This is a genomic window from Erwinia tracheiphila (assembly GCF_021365465.1).
Taxonomy (GTDB): domain Bacteria; phylum Pseudomonadota; class Gammaproteobacteria; order Enterobacterales; family Enterobacteriaceae; genus Erwinia; species Erwinia tracheiphila.
The window spans coordinates 2,829,449-2,844,408 of the sequence record NZ_CP089932.1 but is presented as its reverse complement, the minus strand read 5'-3'; the positions used below and the strand labels follow the sequence as shown (position 1 = coordinate 2,844,408).

General features: G+C 49.1%; 13 protein-coding genes and 4 pseudogenes. 5 read left to right on the top strand and 12 right to left on the bottom strand.

The features are described 5' to 3' along the window. Window positions 1-28 precede the first annotated feature (28 nt). Window positions 29-271 carry a YceK/YidQ family lipoprotein gene (locus LU633_RS15025; protein WP_087949653.1) on the top strand — a complete coding sequence of 81 codons (243 nt, stop codon included), beginning with the start codon at window positions 29-31 and terminating at the stop codon, window positions 269-271. 6 nt (window positions 272-277) lie between these two features. Here the strand turns inward: LU633_RS15025 and LU633_RS15020 are convergent, their stop codons facing one another. The 3 genes from LU633_RS15020 to LU633_RS15010 all read right to left on the bottom strand — a co-directional run bounded on the left by LU633_RS15020 (window position 278) and on the right by LU633_RS15010 (window position 2,776). After that, on the bottom strand, window positions 278-676 hold the full coding sequence (locus LU633_RS15020; protein WP_016189559.1) for a MysB family protein: 399 nt from the start codon (window positions 674-676) through the stop codon (window positions 278-280). A 347-nt stretch (window positions 677-1,023) separates the two neighbouring features. Further along, on the bottom strand, window positions 1,024-1,545 hold the full coding sequence (locus LU633_RS15015) for a YagU family protein (protein WP_016189558.1): 522 nt from the start codon (window positions 1,543-1,545) through the stop codon (window positions 1,024-1,026). Between the two features lie 310 nt (window positions 1,546-1,855). Continuing rightward, window positions 1,856-2,776, bottom strand: a complete 921-nt coding sequence (locus LU633_RS15010) for a Kdo(2)-lipid IV(A) acyltransferase (RefSeq protein ID WP_016189557.1) — start codon at window positions 2,774-2,776, stop codon at window positions 1,856-1,858. 520 nt (window positions 2,777-3,296) lie between these two features. Between LU633_RS15010 and trhO the strand changes: the two genes are divergently transcribed. Then, window positions 3,297-4,349: an oxygen-dependent tRNA uridine(34) hydroxylase TrhO gene (trhO, locus tag LU633_RS15005; protein WP_016189556.1), complete on the top strand. Its 1,053-nt coding sequence runs from the start codon at window positions 3,297-3,299 to the stop codon at window positions 4,347-4,349. A gap of 45 nt (window positions 4,350-4,394) precedes the next feature. On the opposite strand, the gene LU633_RS15000 is transcribed toward trhO, so the two are convergent. From LU633_RS15000 to LU633_RS14985, 4 genes and pseudogenes are all read right to left on the bottom strand, one after another. Then, the gene (locus LU633_RS15000) at window positions 4,395-4,964 is read right to left on the bottom strand and encodes a YceI family protein (RefSeq protein ID WP_087949672.1); all 570 of its coding nucleotides are present in this window, start codon (window positions 4,962-4,964) and stop codon (window positions 4,395-4,397) included. 49 nt (window positions 4,965-5,013) lie between these two features. After that, window positions 5,014-5,460, bottom strand: a pseudogene (locus tag LU633_RS14995) (cytochrome b); the annotation flags it as partial. A gap of 57 nt (window positions 5,461-5,517) precedes the next feature. Then, window positions 5,518-6,558, bottom strand: coding sequence for an IS481 family transposase (locus LU633_RS14990; RefSeq protein WP_046371791.1), 1,041 nt, complete (start codon window positions 6,556-6,558; stop codon window positions 5,518-5,520). A 101-nt stretch (window positions 6,559-6,659) separates the two neighbouring features. Further along, window positions 6,660-6,776, bottom strand: a pseudogene (locus LU633_RS14985) (cytochrome b); the annotation flags it as partial. A 623-nt stretch (window positions 6,777-7,399) separates the two neighbouring features. Here LU633_RS14985 and LU633_RS14980 point away from each other — a divergent pair. Further along, window positions 7,400-8,620: pseudogene (locus LU633_RS14980) on the top strand (MFS transporter); the annotation flags it as partial. A gap of 88 nt (window positions 8,621-8,708) precedes the next feature. On the opposite strand, the gene solA reads toward LU633_RS14980, so the two are convergent. The 3 genes from solA to dinI all read right to left on the bottom strand — a co-directional run bounded on the left by solA (window position 8,709) and on the right by dinI (window position 10,756). Beyond that, entirely contained in the window at window positions 8,709-9,821 is a 1,113-nt protein-coding gene (gene solA / locus LU633_RS14975; RefSeq protein WP_016189549.1) for an N-methyl-L-tryptophan oxidase, read from the bottom strand. A gap of 108 nt (window positions 9,822-9,929) precedes the next feature. After that, the gene (gene bssS, locus LU633_RS14970) at window positions 9,930-10,184 is read right to left on the bottom strand and encodes a biofilm formation regulator BssS (RefSeq protein WP_016189548.1); all 255 of its coding nucleotides are present in this window, start codon (window positions 10,182-10,184) and stop codon (window positions 9,930-9,932) included. Window positions 10,185-10,510: 326 nt separating this feature from the next. After that, window positions 10,511-10,756 carry a DNA damage-inducible protein I gene (gene dinI, locus LU633_RS14965; protein ID WP_016189547.1) on the bottom strand — a complete coding sequence of 82 codons (246 nt, stop codon included), beginning with the start codon at window positions 10,754-10,756 and terminating at the stop codon, window positions 10,511-10,513. A gap of 99 nt (window positions 10,757-10,855) precedes the next feature. Here dinI and LU633_RS14960 point away from each other — a divergent pair. Beyond that, window positions 10,856-12,059 (top strand): annotated as a pseudogene (locus tag LU633_RS14960) (ISL3 family transposase). A 226-nt stretch (window positions 12,060-12,285) separates the two neighbouring features. Here LU633_RS14960 and pyrC read toward each other — a convergent pair. Continuing rightward, a complete protein-coding gene (gene pyrC / locus LU633_RS14955) occupies window positions 12,286-13,332 on the bottom strand; it encodes a dihydroorotase (RefSeq protein ID WP_016189544.1) in 1,047 nt (348 codons plus the stop codon). Between the two features lie 155 nt (window positions 13,333-13,487). After that, entirely contained in the window at window positions 13,488-14,051 is a 564-nt protein-coding gene (locus tag LU633_RS14950; protein WP_016189543.1) for a lipoprotein, read from the bottom strand. 293 nt (window positions 14,052-14,344) lie between these two features. Between LU633_RS14950 and rimJ the strand changes: the two genes are divergently transcribed. Next, a complete protein-coding gene (gene rimJ / locus LU633_RS14945; RefSeq protein WP_016189542.1) occupies window positions 14,345-14,935 on the top strand; it encodes a ribosomal protein S5-alanine N-acetyltransferase in 591 nt (196 codons plus the stop codon). Window positions 14,936-14,960 lie beyond the last annotated feature (25 nt).

Below are 14,960 nucleotides of genomic sequence, written 5' to 3'. Positions count from 1 at the left end.
TAAAATGGCGCGTTTTTATTGAGAAAAAATGATGACTTTATTGTTGCGCGGAATGTTGCTGGGGCTTTCTGTCATAGCATTAAGTGGGTGCGGCAGCATTATCAGTCGTACAATGCCGGGGCAGGGGCATGGCAACCAGTTTTATCCTGGCGTGCAGTGGGATATCCGCGACACGCCCTGGCGTTTTCTGACTATTATCGATCTGCCGCTATCTCTGGTGGTGGACACGCTTTTGCTGCCGGTGGATGTTCACCACGGTCCGTATGAGTAATAATTATCAGGCATAATTGTCAGAGTCAGTATTATCGTCTTCCCATTCCGACGCGGCTGCTTTTCCTTCTTCACTGTCAGCTGGCGGCTCAAGCTGGAACTCTCCTTCATCCCATTCGTGCAGTGTATTCTCCGGTAGCCATTCCTGACGAATCTCAATTTCATCAAAGTCGCCGTCAAAAATGGCCTGAGCGGCTTCTCCGCTGCGTAATGAAAGGTACTCCCCTTCATCAGCTTCATCAGCAAAAAATTCAGCCTGCCACATAATATCGCCGTCCTGCATCACATATTTTTGCAGGTTGAACTGACTGACGAAAGCGTCGTCGTCTTCCATTTCTGGATTCGCTGCGAGGAACTCTTCCCGTGCCGCATCAATGGCTTCCTCCAGCGTTGCATAAAGGTTCATCAGGTTTCTCCGTTACAAATATTGTCGTCAGAAAAAAGGATAGTCGAAGACTGACAAGAGGAAAGGCGGCGGTTAAAAAGAACGGAAACCATATTACGTCAAGGTACCAATTGATTAGCTCAGAAAGCGTTTTCGCAGCTTTGCACGGTGAGTAAAGGTGACGGCACTACGATGCCGTCACTCCTGGCAGCCTGGGAATAGTGATCTGCTTCTGCGCAGTCCATGCAGAGCAGGGCGTGGGGGCTTTTTTCTCTAGTCTGAGTGCACTGCATATGGCCTGCGATCTTTTGCCTTTACCCCGGTCTGCCACATAGCCGTAACGGCAAAGGCAGGAGAGGCATAGCTATTTAGTGGGCTGGAACAGGCTGACCCGTTAACTTAACCCGCAGTGCAAATCGGGCCAGCTCCGCTGCCCAAAAACAAAACATATGGCCGGTAATTTCAGAGAAATGTTCATGTAGAGGCTGGTCCCAAGGGGCAGGGATTGTGCCACAAATGGGCAGTAAAACAACATGAAAAACAAACCAGATAACCAGGCCATAGATTGCGCCTTGCCATAAGGTAATGCCTGACTTGAACTCCGCCAAAATGCAATAGAGAACAGTAAAAGTGACTGAAAAGCCAAAATGCATGATAAAACTGACAATCGGGCGAGGAAAACCACTGTAGAAGTAGCTCAGATGGGTAAAATTATGTGAGAAGCCAAGCTGTTGCAGAATTTGTTGTGGTGGGTTCGTTGCATCTCTCAATGCTGTTCTGGCAGGGAAAGGTACTTCCCAGCCCAGCTTGGTTACGGCACAGATGATGCCAGCAATAATCCCCAGTAGCACAGCCAATACAATTTTGTCCCTGAGCGAATCACTTTTCATAATATGTCCTTTGTATAAAGATAGTGTTTCACGCAAGCCTGTCCCTCAATTTGCGGCGGTTGCTTATGCTGATTTCTCAAATTCAGAGAGACAGTTGCGCACGGTGAGCCAGAGGGCGGAGATTAACCAGGGTAACGAAAAAGGGATGTCATGCCCCCTCACTGCCATATCCCGGCCTGGATTAACGTCCCTGCTTTTGACCACGGATGTTTCCGCGAAACGGAAGCAAAGAGTATAGCTCATAAAGTGAACGGTTACAGAAAGACTGATAAGGGAAAACCAGCAGGCAATCTGATTGCCTGCCAGGTGGTCAGTAAACAGAACGCTCACCGGGCGGTCGGGTTTTAAAGCGGCGATGCAGCCACATATACTGCTCCGGGGCCATCAAAACACCGTGTTCAACAACTTTATTCATGCGGGTGGCGGTGGCCGTCTCATCGGTAAGCGGTATTGAGAGTTCCTCAGGCAGGATCACCATTTCATACCCTTGACCATACGGCAGCCGACGGGGAACAAAAGGAATAACGGCCGGATTGCCGCTGCGGATCAGCAAATAGCTGCCTTTTGTGGAAGCGGCCTGGTCCACGGCAAAGAGCGGAGCAAAAACGCTGCTTTTGGGGCCATAATCGTGATCCGGTGCATACCAGATAATATCGCCATTTTTAAGGGCGCGAATCATGCCCTTTAAGTCTTTACGATCCAGCATGCTTTTATTGGAACGCATTCGTCCCCAGGTTTGAAGCCAGTCCAGCAGGGCGTTGTCGTTTGGACGATAGACGCCAATTCCCGGATTATGGATGCCAAAAATACGTGCGCCCAGTTCCAGAGTGAGAAAATGCATGCCAATGAGCAGCACCCCTTTACCTTCCTGATGTGCTTTAGCGATATGTTCCAGGCCGCGGACCTCAAACCATTTGTTGATGCGCCAGTCTGGCCAGAACCAGGCCATACCGGTTTCAAAAAGTCCCATGCCAACGGATTCAAAATTACGCTTTACCATTGCCTCACGCTCTGCATCGGGCATGTTGGGAAAGCAAAGCTGCAGATTACGACGGGCCACCTGAACACGATGTTTCAGAAAATGCATAGAAATACGGCCCAGAATGTAACCCAGACGATACAGAACCGGATAGGGCAGCAGCACCAGCAGGTAAAGCAGGCCGATACCCAGCCAGGTAAACCAATAACGGGGATGCAACAGGGCACGTGTAAATTGAGGCAACGGAGTCATGTGTGTCCAGCTCGTTACAAAGGGGCACCATTATGCTGCCCGTGATGAATTATATTTATAACCTATTGTGCCATTTATTTACGCTGAACTGAAATAACACGCTGACTTTCTGCATGTTTATCGGCGTGATCGACGAAATTAATTTTGGGATTTGGACATGTTGAACGTTTCCTGCAAGCCATGATTGTGTCGGCATGGGAGACGTCGATCGCGACTTAACCGCGTGATTTACATTCTGTGATGATGATTTCGCGCGGGTCCAGATTTATGAGTTCCCTCAGCAGACCGATTCTATATTGGCCATTTACACTGCCATATTGAACAACCGTGGTTTGCGAGCGTTCGCTCTGCGTTGAGTGGTATGACTATTGACGTGTTGCAGGATAGTTAAGGGCAGCACTGCGACGGTTCTGCCCACGCGAAGAAGGTCAACAATTTTTGGCGTAATCTCTTTGTTTCAGAAAGCATTCAGGTATCATAGCGTCCGCAAAATTTTCTTATAAATGAAGGAAAGTACACCATGCCAGTGTTACATAACCTTGTTTCCAATGAAGAGCTGAAGGCTCGGATGTTGGCTGAAACTGAACCGCGCACAACGGTCTCCTTCTACAAGTATTTTACCATTGATGACCCCAAAGCTTTTCGCGATGCACTTTATGTGCAGTTCACCCAACTGAAGGTTTTTGGGCGTGTCTACGTTGCTACTGAGGGAATTAACGCGCAAATCAGTGTACCAGCCAGCCATTATGAAGCCTTGAAAACGATGCTTTACGGTTTTGATCCTGCGCTCAATAACCTGCGTATGAATATTGCCCTGGATGACGACGGGAAATCATTCTGGGTGTTGCGCCTGAAAGTGCGTGAGCGCATCGTGGCGGACGGGATTGCTGATGAAACTTTTGATGCCAGTAATGTTGGTGGCTATCTGAAGGCCAGTGAAGTCAATGTCCTGCTGGACGATCCAGATGTTGTGTTTGTTGATATGCGCAACCATTATGAATATGAAGTTGGGCGCTTTGAAAACGCGCTGGAGATACCGGCTGACACGTTCCGCGATCAGCTGCCAATGGCAGTTGATATGCTGCAGGATAATAAAGATAAAAAAATTGTGATGTACTGCACAGGTGGAATCCGCTGCGAAAAAGCCAGTGCCTGGATGCGGCACAACGGCTTTGAAAATGTCTATCACATTGAGGGCGGGATTATTGAATATGCCCGCCGTGCGCGTGAGCAGGGGTTGCCCGTCCGTTTTAAAGGCAAGAATTTTGTCTTTGATGAAAGAATGGGGGAGCGTATTTCAGAGGATGTTATAGCCCAGTGCCATCAGTGTGGTGCACCTTGCGATACGCACGTTAACTGCAAAAATGATGGTTGCCATTTGCTGTTTATTCAGTGCCCGGAATGTGCTGAAAAATATCATCATTGTTGCAGCCCGGTTTGTATGGAAGAGCTGGCACTTTCGCCGGAAGAGCAACGCGCCCGTCGCGCGGGCCGCGAAAATGGCAATAAAATCTTTAATAAGTCCCGCGGCCTGCTGAATATTACGCTCAGGATCCCTTCTGCGGATAGCTAAGGAACGGCATCAAAGCAATTCCCCACCTGCAGGCGGGGAATAATATTACTGACGAATCCCCTCAACGGAAATGATCAACTCGGCCTGCTTTGCAGCCGGTCCCAGATCCGTCGTGATATTAAAGTCCTTCAGCGTCAGCGTGGTTTCAGCTGTAAAACCAGCGCGATAGCCGCCCCAAGGATCCTTTCCTTCACCCATCTTTTTGGCTTCAAGGGTAACAGGTTTGGTTATGCCATTCAGCGTCAGGTTGCCAGCAATTGCCATTTCGTTGCCGTCTTTTTTAACTGAAGTGGAAACAAATGTGGCCAGGGGATATTTGGCAACGTTCAGAAATTCAGCGCTGCGCAAATGTTTGTCACGTTCAGCATGGTTGGTATCCACACTGGCCGTTTTAATGGTGACATCCACTTTATCTTTTGTCGGATCGGCTTCGTCATAGGTGAATTTGCCGTCGAAGTCTTTAAATGTACCGTACAGCCAGCTGTATCCCAGATGCTGAATACGGAATTGTACAAAGGCGTGTTGGCCCTGCTTGTCTATTTTGTAGTCAGCGGCGTGCACCGCACCCATACTCAGCATCAGTGTGGTTGTCACTGCCAGCAGATTTTTCTTGATCATCTTTCCTTCCTTCTTCCCTTCTTCCCTTCTTCCCTTCTTCCAGAGGTTATTCGGGTGATTTACCCAGCATCCGTTTCAGCGTACTGTCCCGGTCGATAAAGTGATGCTTCAGTGCGGCAAGCGCATGAAGAGCGGACAGAACCACCACACTCCAGGCAAGCCACAGATGAATATTCCCTGCCAAATCAGCCTGTTCGCCTAATCCGTCCAGTGTGGCAGGGACAGAAAAAAGGCCAAAGACAACAATGGGCTGGCCATCAGCGGTGGAAATCAGGTAGCCACTGATAAAAATGGCAAACAGGATGCCATATAGCAGAAGATGTACTGCCAGTGCGCCAAGTTTGGTTGCGGGTGAATAACTGGCGAGAGATTTGGGCGGTGGTGAAAAAAATCGCCAGACAACCCTGAATATCATTACAGCGAACAGAATGATACCAATGCTTTTATGTAATTCAGGAGCCGGATGGTACCAGCTGTCATAATAGCCTAAAGTGTACTAGCTCAGACCTGATCTGACAGTTACCGGTTATTTATACAGGTGTCTGTCAGATTACATCTGGTTCAGATTTTTTTCTGCCCAGACTCGTTTACCATCAAGTAACGTGGCCATTGGCGTACGCCCGCAGCACATTTTTCCCTGATGAGTTCGCTCATTATTGTAATGCCACAACCCGTTGTCCAGATCCGTTTGCAGGCTCTCCAGGTCTTCGTATAACTTCTTACGGAACGTAACCTGATAAAAATCCTGCAAAATAGTTTTATGGAAGCGCTCGCAGATGCCGTTCGTCTGCGGAGACATCGCCTTCGTTTTTGTATGGTCGATATCGTTGATGGCCAGATACAGCTGGTAATCATGCTGCTCCACCTTACCACAGTACTCCGTTCCCCTGTCGGTCAGGATCCTCAGCATCGGCAGTCCCTGAGCCTCGTAGAACGGCAGTACGCGATCATTGAGCAGGTCTGCGGCGGTGATCGGCGTTTTACTCGTATACAGCTTGCAGTGTGCCACTTTCGAGTACGTATCCACGAACGTCTGCTGGTAGATACGACCCACACCTTTCAGATTGCCCACGTAGAAGGTGTCCTGCGACCCGAGATAACCCGGGTGAGCAGTTTCGATTTCTCCGCTGGCCTCGTCATCGTGGGCCTTCTTCTCCAGCGCTGCGATTTGAGCGTCGGTAAGCACGATGCCTTCTCTGGCGACCTTTTCCTCAAGTGCCTTCAGGCGTTTACGGAAGTTCTCCAGGTCGTGCCGTTGCCAGATGGAGCGCACGCCGCTACCGGAGATAAACACGCCTTTTTTACGCAGCTCATTACTGGTCCGGTGTTGCCCGTGGGCCGGGAACTCAACGGCATATTCAACAACAGCGCGTTCAGTGGCTTCGTCGGCGCGGTTCTTCAGGTTGGGGACGCGGCGGTTCTGGTTAATCAGCGCATCGATGCCGCCTTCAGCAGCCAGTTCCTGATAACGGTAAAACGTGTCGCGTGACACGCCCATGATCTTGCAGGCTTTTGATACGTTACCGAGTTCTTCGGCGAGATTGAGCAGGCCGGCTTTGTGTTTGATGATGGGATTGTTAGTATGAATCATGAGAGTTACCTCGCGTTTTGTTTAAGGATTAGACACCCATATCAAAACCGGTAACTCTCAACCTTTCAAGGTCCAGTGTCAGATCAAGTCGCGACTAATACACCTAAAGTTACCATCCACAGGCCCAGAGTAAACATGCCATAAACAGACAGGGCTACCAGCCAGTGTAGTAGTAGGGTGATATAGCCATAGCGGCCGGGGGTGTTTTTCCACTGCATTGAGATTGTCCGGTCAGCAATTTTTGCTCAGACTGAACGTGATAAAACATAAAATCAACCACTAATTACCATCAGTAAACAAAATTATATTTTTTTCAAAAATATTGAATGATTTGTTAAAATATGAACATTTTATTCGTATGATTTCTCGGTTTATAAAAAGACGCCATAATGTCAGGGCGGAATAGTGAAATTGTCGAGTGAGTTATTTCGTGTTATTTGAGGCTTTCCCCCTGAAAAAAAGTCCTCTTAAAAATTTGGTGGCTTAAATGGCGGATGTTAACAGTACAATCGTCCTTTACAGTTATCCGCAGAAAATATTTCTAACGTGGCTATTTATGCGCCTGGTGGAATAGCGTGTTATTTTAGCTTTTTCTTTTTCCTGCGCTTTAAATTGGATCTTTTAACTTAAATTGGCGATATGTGTCACAAATTTGATGGAAATGGTTTGTCGTTTAAAGCAAGTAATTGTAAAGCATGATCCTGCGTCACTTTATTGTAATTATCTGCTGCCTTATTAGCTTTAATTCCCGTGATCTTCTTACACCCGGCAACGAAAGCTATAACACTGTTTCATTCATTCCGCTATTGAAGGGGACAGCATGGGCATTGCCTCAGAATAATCATCTACATCGAAAAAGCTCCATTTCTGGCATAAAAAACCATCACAGCTTACCGTGGACGATATCACCATTGTTGATGGTGATATGCTTAAGCACGTCTTTGCCGCTGCATTCCTGGTTCGCCCCTGGTGGGGGCTGGTGTTTGGCACTCTTGGTGACAAAATTGGCCGCCAGAAAGTATTGGCGATCAACATGATCATGATGGCGGTGGGAACTTTTTGTATTGGACTGATTCCTGATTACAACACCATCGGAATTTTCGCACCCGTACTGCTGCTGGCGCGATTGGTGCAGAGTTTTTCCACTGGCGGTGAATACGGGGCGCTGCGACCTTTATTGCGGAATATTCCACTGATAACCGCTGTGGTTTTGTGGGGAGTTTCCTGGAATTCGGAACCCTGGGTGGATACTTCCCTGGTGCCCTGCTGGTTACCGTTCTTACTGCTGCAACGCCGGAAGCCACACTGCTTGACTGGGGATGGCATATACCTTTCTTTATTGCCGCACCGCTCGGTTTGTTCGAATTGTATATCCGCCTGAAGCTAGAAGAAACGCTGGCCTTTCAGAAACACATGCAGAAAAAGGAGGCGCTGGAGCACAGCAAGCCTCGCCTGAGCCTGTTACAGATGCTCGGTAGGTATCGGGCGCAAATGCTCAAATGGCATCGTGTTGGTACTGTTATTCAATGTTTCCAATTACATGCTGATCTCTTATATGTCGAATTGCCTCACTGGCATACTGGGTTTGAGTGAGAAATGAGCAGTCTGTTGCTGATTCTGGTGATAATGTTTGTCATGATGCCACTGACGCTGCTATGGGGCCACTGGAACGATCGCCTTGGTCGTCGTCCTGGTGGCAATTCATACCTGTTTCACTGGCTCGATGCCTGCCACACAGCCGCGCTCTTTGCGACAGATATTTGTTACAGCACGCTGGCTATGGATTTTAATCTTTCCGTTTCCCTTCCCCTTTTGGGCGGGATCACGCCGCTGGTAACGGCCTGACTGGTAGAAAAAACTGGCAACCTGCTTATGCCTGCTATCTGATGGCAGCCGGTATTATCGGCGTTATTACGGCCTTTACGCTCGTGAGACTGCCGGAAAACCGCTTACGGGTTCTGCCTCTGCGATATCAAGTCAGACGAAAGCGCATCGTTTGATTAAAAAACTGCGTTTGCATCAGCAAAGAAAAACACCTGCCAGCATTGAGTTGGCCAATTAAGTTATTCTCACTCAGATTATTCCGCAATATTAAGTACTGAACTGAACGTTAATTAACTACAACTCTGAAAAGAGCCGTAGTTAATTAATCAAAATCGGGATAACGAGAACGGTGATAAATCAAAGTCGGCTGATTTCTCCTGCGCGAAATAAGCGGCAATTTCACCCAGTACGGTGGCAAATTTAAAACCGTGACCGCTCAATCCGCTAATTAACAGCCGGTCTGGCGAGCCGGGCAGTATGTCGATAATAAAATTGTTATCAGTCGTATTGTCATAGCTGCATGCTTCACCGTGCAGACAAACGCCCACGCCTGGTAGAAACTGGCGAAGGAAAGCAAACATCTCGCGACCATCTTCCGCCTCGCTGCCGAAAGGTGTGCGCTGCTGCGGAGAAGCAATAGACTGACCGCCGTCGTGTTTGCCAATCTTGATGGCGTTATTCTCTGCCGGAAATCCGTAATAATGGCTGCCATCCGGCGTTTCTACGGTAAATGCCGGAAAGCGATTGTTTTCGCTGTAGCGACCATCAGCCTGGTGCCAGGCAAAAACTTTTCTCACCGGAGCAATCGGCAACGCCGGAAGCAACGTTTTTACCCAGGTGCCGCAGCTTATCAGCAGCTTACGACCGTAGAAAGTTCCCTCTGCAGTCTCTACCTGTTGCAGTCCATCTTTTTCTGCCAGAAAATCCACGCTACAATTAAATAACTGGGCGGCACCGCTTTCCCGCGCCAGCCTAATCAGGTGACGGACGGCCAGGTCGGACCTGAGATAACCAGCGCCGGCTTCAAAAACGCCCGCGTACCCCTCCGGGATGTCAAGCTGGGGCCAACGCGTGACCATATCAGTTTGGGACATTAATTCAACGGGCAGGGAGAACGCCAAGGCGCTCTGACGAATGTTGGTAATAAATTCCGAGGTCTCAGGAGCGATATTCACCACGCCACTGCGCTGCATTATGCGTTCACCACACTGGGTTTCCAGTTCATCCCACAGTTTTTGCGCTCTCAGCACCATTGGTACGTAAGCAGCACCTTCGCCGTATGCATGGCGGATCAGGCGCGATTCGCCGTGATGGCTGCCTTCGCGATGAGGCGGATGCCCACGGTCAATCATCAGTACCTTCAGGCCTGCCCGGCTGGCATACCATCCGGCTGCTGCGCCGACAGAACCACTGCCGGCCACTATTAAGTCATACACCATCTCAGCCCGAATCCTTTTCTGTTCAATCAGGGGTGCAGGATAGCAAACTGCGTTACAATTAAAAAAGGCACTCCTGAAAGAGTGCCTTGCTAAAGGGAAATAAAAAAATCAATGTTTACGATAATCACGATCCTGGTAATCGGTTGCTTCAATCTTTGCAATGCCCGCTTCGAGGATAGAGATAAATTGTCGGGCCACATCCGTAGTTAACCAGTAGGTCTGGCCAACTTCAGCTTCATCAGCCTGCATCTCGTTGGAAGAGAGCGAGTGCAGGCGGATCATCATGGCATCGTAGCTATCTACGGTACTAATATCCCAGCCAATGAGGGGATGTGTCTGGATAACGTCTTTGTTTCTGTCCATTATAACCCCCTTTATAATTCGTATATGTAAATACAACGAAGAGATTTATCGAGGTTCAATGCGGCCTTTTTTTCAGAGCAAACTAATTATAACAGGGTTTTTTAGATTCGCGCACAGTGAAATTTTTATCGCGGGGGAATAAACTTTTAATTGCTGCTTATTTGATTAACTGCCGATAACAAGCGTCCGCGAAACGCGAACACAGTATTATTTCTGCCGTGACCATTTATTGCCTGAGTATCATAGGGCAACATTTGATGGCTATAGTGTCAGAAATAAAAAAGGCCGGACGGCGAAATCCGGCAAGCAACAGAAAAAGGTGAGAGTCAGTCGACGACGAGCCAGTCATCCGCGCTTTCCCAGGTGTCCTGCAAAATCTCGGTGACACGGTTTTTCACTACATGATTAGCTCCCATCACTGTCAGATTATTGGCGGCAGCATAGCGAACGGATACGCGGTGAATGGATTCGGGAAACTGCTGATTAATTCGCTTACTCAATGCTGCGGTCAGTACATTGATAGCACCGGTTGGAAGGGGTGAGATTTTTGCTGCAGTGGCTTCAACACGCATAAAAGCCTCCAAATAGGATACTGTAAAAATAAGGGTCTTCCCTTATTGTGGTGGCTGAGGGCATGATAATGGTGTATTTAACCGCCAGAGGTTACTGCCATCGACGAAAAGTCCCTCGACGCTCATATTGTCAACCTGTCCGCTCCGTGGCAGGTAAAGTCTCTTTCTCTCGGTGAAAATACTGGTTCTGTCACTGTTGGGATCGCTGAAAACACTCAGTTAACCTGTCCAACATGCGGTAAATCCTGTCCTGTTCACGACCACCGACACCGTAAATGGCGTCACCCTGATACCTGCCAGTTCGCCACATTAGTTGAAGCCGATGTTCCACACATTATGTGCCCGGAACATGGCTGTCAGACTCTGCCCGTTCCCCGGACAGGACCCGGAAGCCGGTACACATTACTGTTCGAGTTGTTCGTTATCTCATGGCTAAAAATCAGCACAGTGGATGCGGTCAGAAAGCAACTTAGGCTGAAATGGAAGGCTGTCGATAACACCATGCAGCGCGCGGTAAAACGCGGACTTGCCCGTCGAAAAGCGCCGCAATCGGCACGTCATCTCTGTGTTGACGAAGTTGCTTTTAAAAAGGGCCATAAGTACGTCACGGTTATCTCTGATATACAAGGACAGGCTCTGGCGATAACGGATGATCGCGGAGTTGAAAGCCTGTCGGGTTATCACAGAACCCTGGGCTATCGTCAGATAGCGTCAATCAAAACCCTGTCGATGGATATGAACCCGGCGTATATCAGCGCTGCCTGCATCCACCTGCCCAACGCAGTGGAGAAAATGGCCTTCGATCACGTCCATGTGACAAAAATGCACTGTGCCGTCGTGGATAAAACGCGGCAGGTGGGGATAAAAACCATCCTGTTACAGGCGCGAAAAAGCGCACATCGTTCTCGTTATCTATGGCTGTACGGCCGCCATAAGCGTCAGCTGGAGTCTGCACAGATGGTACTGCCTGATACCCGTCGCTGCCGGGCAATGAAAGAACTGGCGCGGGAACTCCGGAACCGGTGGTACGACAAAGACAGCAAATAGCAGACAGCTGTGGCAGGAATGGATGGCGATGGCAAAAGATGTGGGAGTTCCTCTGCTGACCAGCACCGCCCGGACGTTACACAAACGGCTTTATGGGATACTGAATGCGATGAAACATCGGGTATCAAACGGCAACACAGAATCACTGAACAGTAAGATAAGGCTGCTGAGGATCAAGCCGGGAGGACACCGGAACAAAGAGCGCTTCAAGGTGGCGGGCAGGTTCCATTACTGCAGGTTAAACATGGCGTTATGAGTCTCCCACCATGCCCGGGGAAGACCCATTTTTATACAGTTATATTTCTGGAGGTAACTTTTTTATTACCGACTGGAACCCACTCATGTGGTTATTAACGGTTTGGTTCTGCCTTATTATTTTTAGTTTTAATCCTGTAAGAACACCTTATTCAGTTTTCTCAGGTTGTGGCTGCCTCCTGAGAGGCAGCCAGCCGTGCTATACAGAGGCGGACTGTTATTCAGGCTTAACGTACTACCTGCCAGTTTAAGGTTTCACCTGCGAGAAAGGGCACGAGTGCGTCATTGCCGAATTTGATACTCTGCGGCACGGTCCACGGTTGCTTTACCAGCCTGAGTGTGCCTTCATTGAGCGGCAGACCATAAAAGCGCGGGCCGTTTAGCGAGCAGAAAGCCTCAAAATGTTGCAGTGCACCGATTTCCTCAAATACCGTGGCATAGGCGGGTAGCGACGTCGGGGCATTGAACACCCCTGCGCAGCCACAGCTTGCCTCCTTGCGATGGCGAAGATGCGGGGCGGTATCGGTACCGAGGAAGAAACGTGCATTGCCGCTGGCCACCGCATTACGCAAGGCTTCCTGATGGACATTACGTTTAAGAATGGGCAGGCAATAGAGGTGCGGGCGAATCCCCCCAACCAGCATATGATTGCGATTGAACATAAGATGTTGTGGGGTAATGGTGGCGGCGATAAAACGATTACCCTCCATCACATAAGCGGCGGCTTCTTTGGTGGTGATATGCTCAAACACCACTTTTAGTTTGGGATACTGTTTACGTAGTGGTTCCATAACCGTGTCGATAAAACGGGCTTCACGATCGAAAATATCAATATGTGCGTCAGTCATTTCACCGTGAATCAACAGCGGCATGCCGATGTTTTGCATTCGTTCAAGCACCTGAGCAATGTCAGCAATATTGGTTACGCCGTGGCTGGAGTTAGTGGTGGCATGAGCAGGATATAGCTTGGCAGCGGTAAAGACGCCTTCAGTAAACCCTTTTTCCACCTCGGCTGCACCCAGCGAATCGGTCAGATAACAGGTCATTAGTGGGGTAAAGCGGTGCCCGGCTGGCACGGCAGCCATAATTCGCTCGCGGTAGGCAATGGCCGCCGCCACACTGGTAACAGGCGGAACCAGATTTGGCATCACAATGGCGCGACCAGAGACCTCGCTGGTAAAAGGAAGCACGGTGTGCAACATGTCATCATCACGCAGATGAATATGCCAGTCATCGGGGCGACGGATCAGCAGTTCCTGGGGGGTAGCAGTCATAAACAGGCTCCGGCAGAAGGGAAACGGTGTGGCAAAGTGGGCCGGGGTCAAAGCATAAGCACAAAGCGGCAGGTTTGCACCTGCTTTATTCAGGGGGGTGTTAAAAAGTCATAAAGGCGCGCTCTGTCTGCTGTCAACGAGCGCACCTGTCACTTTTAGTCGGTAAAAGGGATCACCAGTTTACCGGGTTGAACTTCAAGACCTTTAGCGAACCGTTTAGCCAGTGACTCGGCTTTACTGCGGTCAGCGCTTAAAACATAAGCGGGCTTCTGATTAAAATACTCTTTCAGTGATTGGTTAAGGTAGGGCGTCAGGGTTTTCAGAACTCCCTGCATTTTTTCAGGTTGGACCTTTACATCAACCAGTTCCAAATCCTGTAAATAGATAGCGCCCTGTTCTTTGTTAAACACCGGCTGCGCCTTCATGGTCAGCTCCATATCGGCATCCTGTGGGCCAAACAAAGAAGTAATATTCACCTTCGCATTACCGGTCAGCGTAACTTTATTGGGTTCTTCGCGGCCAATCTGACTGTTGAGATCGCTCAACACGATATGCGCACCTACCAGCCCGGATACGCCGATCTGCTTCTCATAGTCATTGTGTTTTGCCAGCGCTTGATTGACTTCCTGTTCGCTGATCGTATATTTCGTCAGTTGATTACAGCCGCCCAATAATCCCACTAACAGCAGGGCACTCAGCCCGGCGAAAAATGTTTTCATGGTAGTCCTCATCATCTCAACAGGTCTGAACCCTCCCAGACCGAAAACAATAGCTTGCCCGATATTCTGCTAAGAGTCACCAGAATTACCACTCAGAGTAAGATCATCACGTATTTTTCAACGGTAATAATAAGTTACCGGCGCTTTCAGATGACTTTATGTCGCTGCTGCTTTGATATAACAGATTATTTCACAGGTAAGAGCAGGGCGAGTTATAATCGTTTACTGGAATCACAGGATACGGCGTGCATAACGTCGTTTTTTATATTTGCCCAAAGGATCCCGGAGAGAAGATGTTTGGCTATCGTTCCGCAGTACCGAAAGCCCGCCTGACAACCGATCGGCTGGTGGTTCGTCTGGTCTGTGAACATGATGCCTGGCGTTTAGCGGATTACTATGCTGAGAATCGTGCATTTCTGAAACAGTGGGAGCCTGTTCGGGACGACAGCCACGGCTATCCTTCTGGCTGGCAGGTCCGTCTTGGACTGATTAGCGAAATGCATAAACAAGGCAGCGCCTACTATTTTGTGTTACTGGACCCGAATGAAACTGAGATACGCGGCGTGGCGAATTTCAGCAACGTGGTGCGCGGGTCCTTCCATGCTTGCTACCTCGGCTATTCGCTGGCTGAGAAATGGCAGGGACAAGGGATGATGTTTGAAGCGCTACAGTCAGCGATCCGCTATATGCAGCGCCAGCAGCGTATGCACCGAATTATGGCAAATTACATGCCGCACAATCAGCGCAGCGGCAATCTTCTGGCCCGGCTTGGGTTTGAGAAAGAGGGCTACGCCAAAGACTATCTGTTGATTGACGGGCAATGGCAGGATCATGTGCTGACAGTGCTCACCTCGCCAGCGTGGCAACCCGAACGACGTGGATAAACATTCTGACGAAAATAGCGCTTTC

Excerpts from the sequence above, each read along its gene's own strand:
- LU633_RS14950 (WP_016189543.1), bottom strand. The coding sequence starts at position 14,051 with ATGAAAACATTTTTCGCCGGGCTGAGTGCCCTGCTGTTAGTGGGATTA.
- bssS (WP_016189548.1), bottom strand. The coding sequence starts at position 10,184 with ATGGACAGAAACAAAGACGTTATCCAGACACATCCCCTCATTGGCTGG.
- trhO (WP_016189556.1), top strand. The coding sequence starts at position 3,297 with ATGCCAGTGTTACATAACCTTGTTTCCAATGAAGAGCTGAAGGCTCGG.
- rimJ (WP_016189542.1), top strand. The coding sequence starts at position 14,345 with ATGTTTGGCTATCGTTCCGCAGTACCGAAAGCCCGCCTGACAACCGAT.
- solA (WP_016189549.1), bottom strand. The coding sequence starts at position 9,821 with ATGGTGTATGACTTAATAGTGGCCGGCAGTGGTTCTGTCGGCGCAGCA.
- LU633_RS15025 (WP_087949653.1), top strand. The coding sequence starts at position 29 with ATGATGACTTTATTGTTGCGCGGAATGTTGCTGGGGCTTTCTGTCATA.
- dinI (WP_016189547.1), bottom strand. The coding sequence starts at position 10,756 with ATGCGTGTTGAAGCCACTGCAGCAAAAATCTCACCCCTTCCAACCGGT.
- LU633_RS15020 (WP_016189559.1), bottom strand. The coding sequence starts at position 676 with ATGAACCTTTATGCAACGCTGGAGGAAGCCATTGATGCGGCACGGGAA.
- LU633_RS15015 (WP_016189558.1), bottom strand. The coding sequence starts at position 1,545 with ATGAAAAGTGATTCGCTCAGGGACAAAATTGTATTGGCTGTGCTACTG.
- pyrC (WP_016189544.1), bottom strand. The coding sequence starts at position 13,332 with ATGACTGCTACCCCCCAGGAACTGCTGATCCGTCGCCCCGATGACTGG.
- LU633_RS15010 (WP_016189557.1), bottom strand. The coding sequence starts at position 2,776 with ATGACTCCGTTGCCTCAATTTACACGTGCCCTGTTGCATCCCCGTTAT.
- LU633_RS14990 (WP_046371791.1), bottom strand. The coding sequence starts at position 6,558 with ATGATTCATACTAACAATCCCATCATCAAACACAAAGCCGGCCTGCTC.